The organism is Alkalibacterium sp. m-11 (assembly GCF_054658155.1).
In genome coordinates this window covers 1-13,282 of the sequence record NZ_BAAGIR010000056.1, presented here as the reverse complement: position 1 = coordinate 13,282, position 13,282 = coordinate 1, and the positions used below count along the sequence as shown (strand labels likewise).

The window sequence follows — 13,282 nt, the reverse complement described above, 5'->3', positions numbered from 1 at the left end:
GGATCTTTTCTTTAGTATATCATAAACGTACATAAGTGGACAACAAAAAGACAGAAAAAACGTTGATTAATTTGATAAAATCAACGTTTCTTTGCTTATTTTTCAGTTGTAGGTGCGAAACTCAGGAATTATAACAAAGCTTAATTAAATTGATAAAACATGAACAAATCAAAGCTTAAAGGGTCATTTTTATAGTGTAAGAAAGAAACTTTTCGATTACTGAAGAAGAATTCTTGATAATGTGTTTATACAGAATTTTTTTCAATGAAAACTGTTCTCTTAGTTGATGAATCCAACTAAAAAACGGTATGATAGTAGTAAGCATTTTATCCATTGATTCTGGAATGTTTGCAAAACAATTAGAGGGAGACTTTTAGATTAATGAAAAACTATAAACGTTTACCAAAACACATTGGCGTGATTCCAGACGGCAACAGGAGATGGGCCGTCCATAAAGGGTTAAAAAAACATGATGGGTATGATCATGGGATCGGACCTGGGCTCAAATTATACGAAGCCTGCCTTGAGCTCGGTGTAGAAGAAATGACCTATTATGGCTTTACTATGGATAATGTCAAGCGACCTTCGCTTCAGACAAAAGCGTTTCAGAAAGCATGTGTCGATTCAGTGAATGAACTGAAAAAACGTGACGCAGATTTACTCGTCATAGGAAATACGGATTCCAAAGTATTTCCTAAAGAACTGCTTCCTTATGCAATGAAGCGGACAAAATTCGGCGAAGGCAGAATGAAAGTTAATTTCCTCGTCAATTACGGTTGGAACTGGGATCTAAATTATGGACTGAAAAATGGAGAAGCTTCTAGTGATAATAATGTCATCGACCATATAGCATCTAAAGATATTTCCCGTATGGACATGGTCCTGAGATGGGGCGGACGAAGACGCTTGAGCGGTTTTCTGCCGATCCAGTCTATTTACTCTGATATCTATGTCATTGATGAATACTGGCCGAACTATAAAGTTGAGCATCTGCATGAAGCACTGGAATGGTATCAGGAGACTGATGTCACGCTAGGCGGATAACTATAGATATAACCAGTGAAGAGAGTAAGCAGACCGATTCGGTCTATTCTCTTTTCATAAAGAGGAGACTGAGCATATAATGACGAACGATAATCGGATCATCGTCCTGGTTGGACCAAGTGGGAGCGGAAAAACGACAGTGGGAGAACTTTTGACAAAGAAAGGGATACCGAAACTGGTGACGACGACAACCCGTCAGCCTCGCGAAGGAGAGATAGATGGAGTTGATTACTATTTCAGAAAAGTTGAGGAGCTGGACTCGGATGATTTTATTGAACAGACTGTCTATAATCAGACACTTTACGGTCTGACAAAGAAGGAAGTGACTGAAGCGCTGAAAAATAAGCGAGTCGTCCACGTTTCTCTGGATAAAAATGGAGCGCGTGCCATGAAAGAGACTTTTCCAAAAGAAACTGTCGTAGTCTTTATATATGTTTCAACTGAAGAGATGAAAAAGAGAATGAGAAATCGTGGAGACAGTGAACAGAAAATTTGTGAACGTCTATCTTTCAGCAGACAGACAGATGAACTGAAACCAGTAGAAGAAGCAGATCTGATTATTGAAAACAAGTCTGTTGAGGATACTGTTGATAAGATCCTGAGTCTGATTAGCAAGAAATCAGACCAGCCTATGACTGAAAACGAGGACTAGCCTATGGAAGTCGATCCAAAAACGATTGTATGGTATCCCCTTTTTACCTTGCTGATTTATCTGATTTTGAGCTTGTTGTTCGACCTTCCGTTCTGGACACTATTTCTCGCCTTATTTCTCGTTTTTCTTTATATTTTAGTGATTATAATAATTGAAATAAAAAAGTAGGAAAACAAAGCCCCACAAGCTGACTGTCTCTCAATCAACTTATGGGGCTCATTCTATTCAGATTAGTCTGTCATTCTGTTCAGGAAGTGAAATTGCTCGATGCGAAGCTGTCCGGCACATCAATTCCGCTTGCGTTATAGTTTTCACCATTCATGATGGAATTTTTAACAATAACATAATCGACTTTACGAAGCGACTCAATGTCATTCCCTCCAGCGTAAGAGATGGAAGACTGCAGATCCTGTTTCATTTCAAGGAGTGTATCAGCGATATCTCCTTTGTATTCTGTCAGCATCTTTTTCCCTTCGACGTTTTTACGCTCGCCTTTCTGGTGAGAAGAGGCGCTGCCGAAGTATTCTTTATACGGTCTGCCATCGATCGTCACCATTTTTCCTGGAGACTGATCGTGTCCTGCGAACAGGGAACCGATCATGACCATAGTTGCACCGAAACGAATGGATTTTGCGATGTCTCCATGAGTACGGATACCGCCATCGGCAATCAGTGGCTTACGGGCTGCTTTGGAACAATGAGAAAGAGCAGCAAGCTGCCATCCACCGGTTCCGAAACCAGTTTTCAGTTTAGTTGTGCAGACTTTACCCGGACCAATACCGACTTTGGTTGCATCTGCACCGGCGTTTTCAAGTTCACGTACGGCTTCTGGTGTGCCGACATTACCGGCAATCAGAAACGTCTCTGGAAGATGGCGCTTCACGTGGCGGATCATATCGATGACCAGATCAGAATGACCGTGGGCCACATCGATTGTGATGTAGTCGGGTGCAAGATTTTCTTCAGCTAGTTCTTTTACAAAATCATATTCATCTGTTTTGACGCCTAGACTGATAGAAGCATACAGACCGCGTTCATGCATAGTACGGATGAAGTTCATACGTGTTTCTTCTTCAAACCGGTGCATGACATAGAAATAATTATTTTCTGCGAGCCAGATGGACAGTTCTTCGTCCACTACTGTCTGCATATTTGCAGGAACTACAGGCATGGCAAAGGTGTGCTTGCCTAATGTAATGGATGTGTCACATTCTGAACGACTTCTGACGATCGATTTCGCCGGAATAAGTTGTATATCTTCATAATCAAAAACTTTCATGGTGTACTCCTCTTTTTTGCCGTCTTGAAAGACAGATAGTAGGGAGAAAAACATGGGTTGAAATTGAGTTTCCCTAAACTACTTTACCGGAAGACAGACTTCATGTCAAAGCCACTTTGCATTTAGATATGTCTGAATTTCGAACACGAGTGTAACGGTTGAAAGTCAGATGTATACACGGTAAACTGGTAAATTGAAAACATAAATAGGTTGCGAAAGGATAGAATAATGGAAGAAGCAAAAGAATATATAGTTAATAAATTCGGCAAGCCAAAAAATCTGTTTATCCTGGCCATGGTGCTCAGCATTCCATTTCTCTTTTTAGTCTGGATGAGTTTTTATGACTGGGGATTCATCGGTCTACTGGATGAAGTGATAGGGAACGAGTTTCATGAAGAGAGACGAGCTCTTCTGACATGGGGATTCATCTTTGTCACACGTCTGGGTGATGTCTGGTTCGTGGGACTGTTTACGATCCTTTTTTCTCTCTATATCTGGCGTTTCAGAAAAAACACGCGACTGGCGGTCTGGTATTTTCTGACAGTCAGTGTCGGAGCCGGAGGTGTGAACCAGCTGGTCAAGTTTTTCTTCAGACGACCACGACCAACACACGTTGAGCATCTGATTGTTCAGGGCGGCTACTCATTTCCAAGTGGGCATGCCATGGGTTCGATCATTACTTATGGTGCGCTCCTGTTTCTGATTATTCGGGCCAGTAAAAGCTGGAAACCCGTTATCATCGCTTCGTTAACACTTATCCCACTGATTGGTCTGATCGGCATCAGCCGAGTGTATCTGGGTGTGCATTATCCGTCAGACATCATTGGCGGCTACTCACTGGGGCTTGCGGTTCTCTCGCTGAGTATCGGACTTTACAGTGCCTCGCTTCAGAATAAAGGGTACAAGAAAGGTGAACGGTAAATAAATTAATCCCCCTTGCGAAGGACCTATGTCCTGCTGCAAGGGGGATTCTTTTATCTACAGTGCATTTAATTTATATGATACCAATAATCATCGCGATCGCTCCGAAAGCAATGGCTGTCCAGTTCAACCCTTTTTCATTACTGGCAAGACCGGCAGTTCCTAAAATGATTGCTGCTAACCCTAGAGGGATATTCCAGATGAAAAATCCGATCAGGGCTATCGCCATGGCGGCCCATCCGATGATTTTGCCTACTTTATCTGATTTCATGATTCTCTCTCCTTGTCTACCTGTCTCACTCTTACTTTAAAAGTATACCTTACTTACTGGAGTCAGACAATTAAGTCAGCTCTTTTTTTTGACATAGTCAGCGATTGGATAATCTTCAACGGGAAGCAGAGGCGAGAGCTGTCTAACAAGATCCGCCAGACATTTTCCGACTAAAGGACCTGCCGTCAAGCCTGTCGATCCGAGACCGCTGGCTGCATACACGTTTGAAAGATCGGGAACTTCTCCGAAAAATGGAGCAAAGTCAGAGGTATAGGCTCTAGTCCCAGCCCTGTAAGCTGTAATGGAAGCCTGATGCAGTTCTGTCGAAAAGAAAGCAGCGGCATCATCGATCAGTGTGCTGACTAGTTCTTCGTCGATCGTCAGATTGAATCCTTTGTCATTCTCATGCGTCGCGCCTATCACTACTTTCCCGTCTTCAAATGGAATAATGTCCGCTTCGCCTTCAGGCATGATGACCGGCCAGTTTTCAGTATGATGATCTGCCAGCTGGACTTCCGCCAGCTGACCTTTCTGTGGCCTGATATCAACGTTATAGCCTGCAGGATCGAGTAGATCCGGGAGCCAGGCTGCAGCGGCGAGAACGACAGAATCAAAAATGCCTTCAGAGTGGTCGGTCAGGACTGAATAACCCTGATCTGCTCGCTTGAATCGGGCTTTTTTCTTGATCACTGCAGCCCCATTCTCAACCGCTCGTGATAAAAGCAGCTCAACTAACCGGCCACCGTCAACGCGTGCCCCTCCGGAAGCCCAGAGTGCTGAATTTTCCCCTTGGTAGAGTGGGATTTTCTCTCTTATTTCATCGGCAGTTAAAATAGCGAGCTCACCTATTTCCGGTGCGTCGAGGCGTCGTTTTTCTCCTGTTTCAAGCATTTCAGTCAGATACTCGGGCTTCTTTTTAAACAGAAGGGTGCCGACTTTCTTGTAAACTGAAGAGGGAATTTCCTTTCCTTGCATGACTTCAGAAAGAAAGTCGGGGTAGAAAGCAGCGCCTTCTTTGACCATGACATACCATTTTTTGTTTCGACGTCTGGAAAGCCATGGGCTGATTATTCCTGCAGCAGCTGATGTTCCCTGTCCCGTTCCTTCGTCATATATCGTCAAATCGATAGAAGGATCTTTGCTCAATTCATAAGCGGCAGAAGCACCGACGACTCCTGCTCCAATTATAGCAACGCGTTTACTCATAATGTGTCAAACCTTTCTTTTGCTCTCTTTCCAAGTTTAACATGTCTGGTAAAAAAGAAAACAGGAAGGAATAAAATAAAGGTTGTCTGAAATAACTTGATAAGTAGGAAATGTTCAGTATATACTGTTTACATAAATTTATTAAAACGGTTTTATTAGATATTATATTATGCATAAGTAAAAGTAGAGGAAATAACAGGAGGATAAGCAGTGGACAGACAGCTTTGAAGAAGTTTTCTTTACCGACTCAGTTGAAACAGGCCGGACAGCAGGAAAAAGAAAGAGATTGATTTACATACAGTAGAATCCCCTTCTGGCCACCAGTGATTTAAAAAATTTGAAATCAGTTTAAATTTCTCAAAAAAGATGTTGACGGATCCATTTCATAGGTGTAGTATGAGAATCACATTAAAAAACAGACGAAAGGAAGGTCAGTATGCTTACACGATCTGCTCAATCCAGACAACTGAATATGGCTTGGAACAGCTGGCGCAGATCGTTGTATAGATGAAGACTTTCTTTCATAGATACAACGTTTAGAACAAATCTAAATTTTGTATCTATGCCGGCTCACTTTGACGAGGATTTTTTTACACCGCATAGATGATAAGTTATCTATGTGGTTTTTGTTTATTTTAAGGCAATTTCCACGATTCGATTCAATTCGTGGAAATTGCCTTTTTTTGTACCACTAGGAATGGATGGGAAAAAATCTTCAGTCAAATGAGTCTTAATTAAAGGAGTGGATGCAGATGGAATCTGACTGGGACTGGCGAAATAAAAAACTGACTGACAAACTGATGAATCTAATTAAGAGAGGACCAATCAATCATGAAAAGAAAAGGTATGATCATCACTTTAGGAGCTATTCTAGTTTTACTTATCGGAGTCTTTGTTGCCTCGCTGACTAGTGCAGATAACGACACGGCTACATATAGCGGGAGCGATAATGGAAGCGAACAAGCAGGTATTGAGAACGAAGAACTGAGAACAGTAAGGATTGGTATTCTACAGACCACCAGCCATCCCTCACTGGACGAAATTACGGCGGGGGCAATCGAAGGGCTGGCTGAACATGGCTATGTGGAAGGAGAGAACGCAGAGATCGACTTTCAGAATGCTCAAGGGGATCAGAACCTGATGAACACGATGGCGCAAGCTCTTGTTGAAGACGGGGCAGACCTGCTGATCGGTATCGGGACACCGGCCAGTCAGGCGTTTGCCAATGCAACCAGTGAGATTCCAATCATCATGGGCGCCGTGTCCGATCCAATCGGTGCCGGTCTGGTGGAGTCGGAAGACGAGCCGGGAACGAATGTCACAGGTGTGAAGAATCAAGCCCCGGTCGAAGCTCAGCTGGAGCTGATGAATGCCGTTCTTCCGGAAGTCTCAACGATCGGGCTGTTATACAGTTCAGGTGAGGACAATTCCAGGGCTGAAGCAAAACGGGCAACAGAAGTGATTGAATCTATGGGTCTTGAACCGGTCACTTATACGGTATCAAGTACGAATAATATTCAGCAGATGGTTGCATCCATGTCTCAGGAAGTCGATGTGATCTATCTTCCGACTGACAATACGATAGCGAGTGCATTCGACACCGTGGTCAGTGAAGCGGACCGTTACGACATGCCGCTGATTCCGACAGTCGATCTGATGATCGCTCAAGGTGGGCTGGCCACAGTTGGAATCAATCAGACGCAGATGGGGATCGAATCAGGTCGGATGGCTGCAGAAGTACTGAACGGACAAGACCCGAGTACGTTCCCTATTTTTATCCTGAGTGAAGGAGATATTCTGGTCAACCAGAAGAAAGCGGAACGTCTGAACGTCACCATTCCAGAATCTATTCTGGAGGATGCCGTCATCATCGAAACTAGGGAATAAGAGAGGGAATCAGTTTATGGTCATATCAGCAATTGCACAGGGGCTGCTTTGGGCAGTACTCGGCATCGGCATTTTCACAACTTATCGGATTCTGAATTTTCCGGATCTGACAGCAGAAGGCTCGTTTCCTTTAGGAGCTGCGGTCGCCGTTACAGCTATTGTCAATGGACTGCCTCCCGTATTCGCTATGGTGCTGGCAGTTCTAGCCGGGATGAGCGCGGGTCTGGTAACGGGTCTCCTGTATACGAAAGGAAAAGTCCCAGTTATTCTAGCCGGTATTCTAGTTATGACGGCACTGCATTCCGTGATGCTGTATGTGATGCAGCGTCCGAACCTGAGTCTTTTAAATCATCCAAGAATATTTAACAGCCTAGCCTTTTTACCCAATTATTTCGACGCAGTAGTGGTCGGTCTAGTGGTAGTCAGTCTGGTGATTGGTCTGCTGCTTTTTTTCTTCTACACCAGCTTGGGTCAGGCCTATATTGCGACAGGAGACAATGAAGCAATGGCTCGATCGTTCGGCATTCAGACAGACCGCATGAAAATTATAGGGCTCGTCTTTTCCAACGGAATCAATGCGCTGGCAGGCTCTCTCATTGCTCAGAATAATGGCTATGCGGATGTTAATGGAGGAACGGGTGTCATCGTCATTGGGCTGGCTTCACTGATTATTGGGGAAGTGGCCTTCAAGTACGTGACTCTGGGCGAACGACTGATTTCCATCGTCATCGGAAGCATTCTGTATCAGCTGCTTCTTCTCGGTGTAATCAGACTCGGCTTCGATACGACTTATATCAGATTATTCAGCGCATCCATACTAGCTGTCTGCCTGATGATCCCACAAATTAGGCAGGCGCTTAAACTGGATACACTGATCAGGAAGGAGGGGTAAGCCATGACAACACTACTGACTTTAGAGCAAGCAACTAAAACGATCCAGAATCAATCCGATAAGAATACGACGATTCTGGATCATATAGATCTGACCATCAGAAAAAGAGAGTTTGTTACAGTCCTTGGAGGGAATGGCGCAGGGAAATCGACTTTGTTCAACAGCATCACCGGCACGATCGAACTGACCAGCGGCAAGCTTTACATTAAAGATAAGGAAGTAACCAGACTACCTGAAGAAAAAAGAGCACGTCATATCGCCCGGGTCTTTCAGGATCCTAAAATGGGGACTGCCCCACGAATGACGGTAGCGGAAAACCTGCTGCTCGCTCTGAAACGAGGGGAGAAGCGGTATCTGCTGCCGAGAAAATTGAAGGCTCAAAGAGACTCATTCCAAAACCTGTGTGCCTCAGTTGGAAATGGACTTGAAAAACATCTAGATACACCTACGGGGCATTTATCCGGTGGGCAGAGACAGTCATTGAGTCTGCTTATGGCTACATTGACAAGGCCAGAGCTCCTGCTTCTGGATGAACATACTGCTGCACTGGATCCTAAAACGGCAAAGCGCTTGATGGAGCTGACACAAGAAGTTATCGAAACTCATCAGCTCACCTGTCTGATGATCACGCACCGGATGGAAGATGCCTTGAAGTACGGCAATCGGCTGATCGTTCTCGAAAATGGAAGAATCAAACTGGATCTGAATGCTAGAGAAAAAGCACAAATGACGCTGGAAGATCTGTTTGCTCTGTTTGAAGAAGAAAAAGCCCAGCTTATTTAACTGTAATAGATTTTCTGATGGGAAAAGTAAATGAACAGGAGAGTGCAAGGATAATGGAGACAGCAAAAGGATTTTTTGGAACATTTGGCGGCAGTTTCGTCCCTGAAAACCTTCAGGCAGCTTTGGATAAGATTGAGGCTGCTTTTGACGAGGCTAGAGAAGATGACGCGTTCAAGAAAGAATATCAGTCGATTCTAAAAGAATATGTCGGCAGAGAGAATCCCCTGACCTACGCCGAACGGTTGTCAGAACGTTTCGGCGGTCCGAAAATCTATCTTAAAAGAGAAGACCTGAATCATACAGGAGCGCACAAGATAAACAATGTGGTGGGACAAATTCTTCTGGCCAAACGAATGGGTGCGCATCGCATCATTGCAGAGACAGGAGCGGGACAGCATGGGGTAGCGACTGCGACGGCCTGCGCGATGTTTGGTATGGACTGTACGATCTATATGGGTAAACTGGACACCGAGCGCCAGGCACTCAATGTATTCAGGATGGAGCTGCTCGGAGCAGAAGTGGTTCCTGTCGAGCAAGGACAAGGGCGGTTGAAGGATGCCGTTGATGTCGCTCTAGGAGATCTGATCGAGAATTATGATCACACATTTTATCTCCTCGGTTCAGCCGTCGGACCGCATCCCTATCCGTCCATCGTCAAGTATTTCCAGTCAGTGATCAGCGAGGAATCGAAGAAGCAGATTCTTGAAAAAGAAGGCAGGCTGCCTGCAGCGGTTGTTGCAGTGGCCGGTGGAGGCAGCAATGCGATTGGCTCCTTTGCTCACTATATTGAAGATACTGATGTGCGTCTGATCGGGGCGGAGCCTGAAGAAGCAGCGACGATGAGCAAGGGAAAAGCGGCGAATCTGCACGGATTCAGAACCCTTGTCCTACAAGATGAAAACGGCAACCCGGCACCGACCTATTCAATTGCTGCCGGTCTGGACTATCCGGGAATCGGGCCTGAACATAGTCATCTTAAAGACAGTGGACGTGCTGAATACTATACAGTATCAAAAAAAGAGGTCATGTCTGCCTTCAAGACCCTGTCCGAAACTGAAGGAATCATCCCGGCGCTAGAAAGTGCCCATGCTGTCGCCTTAGTAAAAAAACTGGCGGATGAATTTTCTCCTGAAGAGCCTGTGATCATCACTATTTCTGGTCGTGGAGACAAAGATGTGGCCTATGTCCGGGAGCTGCTTGACTCGGGTGATTTTGACTAGCACAACTTGATGACTGAACGGAACTGAAAGAGGAAGGGGCCTTCGCTGAACAATGTTAAAGGCTCTTTCCTCATTTTGTGTATAATAAAATGAGGAACTAAATACTTAGATAGAACAGGGGAGACAACTAATGGGATTTAACAGTAAAGACTATCTTTCGGGGCAGATAGACAAGCAACATATTCGTACGAAGAAGAGTCGGTACAAATTGGAGCTGGACCATGAAGAGTATCATCTGAGCGATGAACTGAGACGGGAGATTCTATCGAGCGATATACAGACACTTCAGAATTTAGTCAGAGAAGGCAGAACTACATACGCCGAAATTGCGATGTGCTTCTGGAATGAGACAGTCAGACAGAAAAGGTACAATGCGGTCATCTCTTTGAATGAGACAATCGTTCAGGAGGCTGAAGAACTGGTCTTTGATGACGAGCATGAATTGCTTTATGGTATGCCGGTCCTCGTTAAAGATAATGTTAGTGTGAAGGGGATGCCTGTTACAGCGGGGGCTGCTGTTCTTAGAGATTATATAGCTGAGGAAGATGCAGAACTTATCCAGCTCCTTAAAGAAAAGGGGGCACTGATTCTGGGGAAAACAAACTTGACCGAATGGGCAAATTTTATGTCTACTGACAGTTCCAATGGATATTCTGCAGTAGGTGGACAGACGATGCATCCATTGGGACAGTTTGATGTTGGAGGATCGAGTGCAGGAAGTGCCGCTGCTGCAGCCTTGAGCCTGTCTCCGGTTACCGTCGGGTCGGAAACGGCCGGGTCTATCATCTATCCAGCCAGTCAGAATGGTGTGGTCGGACTTAAACCGACACTTGGTCTGGTCTCTCAGGACGGTGTTATCCCCATTTCAAAAACGCATGATACTGCGGGACCGATCGCGAAAACTGTCAAGGATACGTATCTGCTTTTCAAGGGAATGGCGTCAGCAGTTTCAGAAGAAGCAGAGTGGTCTGAAGCAGGATTTAAAGGTGTGAAAACAGGTATCCTGGAAAACGAATCGATCAAGTCCCTCTATAGAGAAGAAGACGAAGAAATCATAGAAGATGTTCGGCAGAAGCTGAAAGAAGCCGGAGCGATCCCATCTGAGTATTCTTTAGATGAAAAGGCACTTGAAGTAGACTATGTTCCGGTTCTGAAGTATGAATTCAATACAGGGATCAAGTCTTTTTTCAATCAGAGTCGGACCCATCCACTGACTCTCGAGACAATTAGAGCGTTCAATGAAGAAGAAGGGGAAGATCAGACGGCACCTTTCAATCAGGAGCTGCTGATTCAGTCAGCCGGTGTTGAAGAGACTGCTGAAGACATCACTCAGATCATCACAACCAATCAGATGGTTACACGACAGGCACTGAAAAAAGCCTTTGACTCCGTAGATGTTCTTCTGACTTTAAGTAATTATGCCACTGCTGTCTATTCCGCATCCGGTTATCCAGCAGTCACCGTTCCTGGATATGTTCGCGCAACCGGTGAGCCTATTGGCATAACCCTTATCGGCCAGGACGGAGAGGATGTCCGGTTAATGGAACTGGCCTATGCTTTGGAGCAGATTATTCAGTAAAGGTTCAAGCAAATCAGAGCATTATATGAGAGTTTATAAATTAGAATAAAGCCATTTATTTTTAATCCTATTATAGTAAAGCGGTTGGACTTCGTATACAATAGAAGATACATTAATTAATAGGGGAGATAATATGGGGAAAACAGCTATAAAAAATGGACGTCTAATTGACGGACTAGGGGGACAGCCGGTCAGCGATGGGCTGGTCGTATTCGAAGGAAACACCTTGCTATACGCAGGAGAAGCGGAAGGATACACCTTGACTGGAGATGAAACGATAGTCGATGCCGGAGGAGGAACCATCCTCCCAGGACTTATCGATGCCCATGTGCATGTCATGATGGAGTTTGAAGGAGTTCAGAAACGACTGGAGACTCCTTTTTCCTACAGATTTTATCAGGCTGCCCAGTATATGAGGAAAACACTGTATGCCGGGATCACATCTGTCAGAGATGCATTAGGGGCGGATTTAGGTGTGAAGAAAGCTGTGGAAGAGGGACTGATAGCCGGTCCGCGTCTGCAGCTGAGCATCAATGCACTGACGATTACTGGCGGACACGGCGATGGTTATACCACTTCAGGCCAGACGGTTGAATTGCTTCAGGCCAATTATCCGGGGATGCCTGACGGGCGGGCAGACGGGGTGGAAGAAGTCCGGAAGAAAGTCCGTGAAATGCTTCGTGCCGGAGCTGAGGTCATTAAAGTCCATGCGACGGGTGGCGTACTCAGCCCGACCGACCATCCGGAGTTTACCCAGTTTTCTCTGGAAGAACTGAAAGTCATTGTGGAAGAAGCGCGTTTCAGAAAAGGTGTGCGAGTCATGGCCCACGCTCAGGGAGCTGAAGGAATCAAACAGGCCGTCCGGGCAGGCATCCATTCAATTGAACACGGCATCTTTCTCGATGACGAAGCTATTGATCTGATGAAAGAAAACGGAACATTCCTGGTGCCGACCTTGCTGGCGCCAGTATCGGTTCTGGAACTTGCTGAAGAATCCGGAATGCCTGATTCAGCTGTCGAGAAGTCCAAGGAAGTCATTGAGATCCACAAGGAAAGTGTCGCTAAAGCTCATAAAGCAGGAGTTAAAATAGCTATGGGTACTGATGCTGGAGTCATGCCTCACGGACTCAATTTAAGGGAACTGGAACTCATGACCGATGTGGGGATGACACCGATGGAAGCAATCGTGGCTACCACAAAAACGGCAGCTGAGTGTTTAGGATGGGAAGACAAAGTCGGCACCCTTGAGAAAGGAAAACTGGCCGATATTGTCATCGTTAAAGGCAATCCCATCGAAGACATTGCGAGCCTGGCGGACACCGATACCATTCAATATGTCGTCAAGGACGGAAAGGTCGAAAAGGACACCTTAACTAAATAAGATGATTTGAAAACAGCCGACTGTGTCGGCTGTTTTTTCGTTCGTGCGCCCGGCATGGGCGACAACTTGGTGGTGAAAGTCCACTACAGACTTGGCAGTAGGAACTGTTAGCGAAAGTCAAGGGTGTCCGCCGTGAGGCGGAATCTGAAGGAAGACGGACGCAAATG

At 45.3% G+C, this 13,282-nt stretch carries 12 protein-coding genes; 9 read left to right on the top strand and 3 right to left on the bottom strand.

All coding sequences use genetic code 11. The features are described from left to right. Positions 1–381 precede the first annotated feature (381 nt). Both ACYQ2O_RS07215 and ACYQ2O_RS07210 read left to right on the top strand, forming a co-directional pair. Complete coding sequence (locus ACYQ2O_RS07215) at positions 382–1,044, top strand: undecaprenyl diphosphate synthase family protein (RefSeq protein WP_346024190.1); 663 nt, start codon at positions 382–384, stop codon at positions 1,042–1,044. A 79-nt stretch (positions 1,045–1,123) separates the two neighbouring features. After that, on the top strand, positions 1,124–1,696 hold the full coding sequence (locus ACYQ2O_RS07210; protein WP_346024191.1) for a guanylate kinase: 573 nt from the start codon (positions 1,124–1,126) through the stop codon (positions 1,694–1,696). Between the two features lie 247 nt (positions 1,697–1,943). Here the strand turns inward: ACYQ2O_RS07210 and guaC are convergent, their stop codons facing one another. Then, entirely contained in the window at positions 1,944–2,975 is a 1,032-nt protein-coding gene (gene guaC / locus ACYQ2O_RS07205) for a GMP reductase (RefSeq protein ID WP_346024192.1), read from the bottom strand. Positions 2,976–3,203: 228 nt separating this feature from the next. On the opposite strand from guaC, the gene ACYQ2O_RS07200 reads away from it, so the two are divergent. Then, complete coding sequence (locus ACYQ2O_RS07200; RefSeq protein WP_346024193.1) at positions 3,204–3,896, top strand: phosphatase PAP2 family protein; 693 nt, start codon at positions 3,204–3,206, stop codon at positions 3,894–3,896. Between the two features lie 73 nt (positions 3,897–3,969). Here the strand turns inward: ACYQ2O_RS07200 and ACYQ2O_RS07195 are convergent, their stop codons facing one another. Together ACYQ2O_RS07195 and ACYQ2O_RS07190 are read right to left on the bottom strand one after the other, a co-directional pair. Further along, entirely contained in the window at positions 3,970–4,167 is a 198-nt protein-coding gene (locus tag ACYQ2O_RS07195; protein ID WP_459796303.1) for a C4-dicarboxylate ABC transporter, read from the bottom strand. A 75-nt stretch (positions 4,168–4,242) separates the two neighbouring features. After that, positions 4,243–5,373, bottom strand: a complete 1,131-nt coding sequence (locus ACYQ2O_RS07190; RefSeq protein WP_459796302.1) for an NAD(P)/FAD-dependent oxidoreductase — start codon at positions 5,371–5,373, stop codon at positions 4,243–4,245. Between the two features lie 831 nt (positions 5,374–6,204). Between ACYQ2O_RS07190 and trpX the strand changes: the two genes are divergently transcribed. From trpX to ACYQ2O_RS07160, 6 genes are all read left to right on the top strand, one after another. Further along, positions 6,205–7,260, top strand: a complete 1,056-nt coding sequence (gene trpX, locus ACYQ2O_RS07185; RefSeq protein WP_346024195.1) for a tryptophan ABC transporter substrate-binding protein — start codon at positions 6,205–6,207, stop codon at positions 7,258–7,260. 16 nt (positions 7,261–7,276) lie between these two features. Next, positions 7,277–8,152 (top strand): ABC transporter permease, encoded by an 876-nt coding sequence (locus ACYQ2O_RS07180; protein ID WP_459796300.1) that lies wholly within the window; start codon positions 7,277–7,279, stop codon positions 8,150–8,152. A gap of 3 nt (positions 8,153–8,155) precedes the next feature. Then, positions 8,156–8,935: an ABC transporter ATP-binding protein gene (locus ACYQ2O_RS07175; protein WP_346024196.1), complete on the top strand. Its 780-nt coding sequence runs from the start codon at positions 8,156–8,158 to the stop codon at positions 8,933–8,935. 53 nt (positions 8,936–8,988) lie between these two features. Further along, positions 8,989–10,155, top strand: a complete 1,167-nt coding sequence (trpB, locus tag ACYQ2O_RS07170; RefSeq protein ID WP_346024197.1) for a tryptophan synthase subunit beta — start codon at positions 8,989–8,991, stop codon at positions 10,153–10,155. 130 nt (positions 10,156–10,285) lie between these two features. Further along, complete coding sequence (locus ACYQ2O_RS07165) at positions 10,286–11,734, top strand: amidase family protein (protein WP_346024198.1); 1,449 nt, start codon at positions 10,286–10,288, stop codon at positions 11,732–11,734. A gap of 133 nt (positions 11,735–11,867) precedes the next feature. Then, the gene (locus tag ACYQ2O_RS07160; protein ID WP_346024199.1) at positions 11,868–13,115 is read left to right on the top strand and encodes a metal-dependent hydrolase family protein; all 1,248 of its coding nucleotides are present in this window, start codon (positions 11,868–11,870) and stop codon (positions 13,113–13,115) included. Positions 13,116–13,282 lie beyond the last annotated feature (167 nt).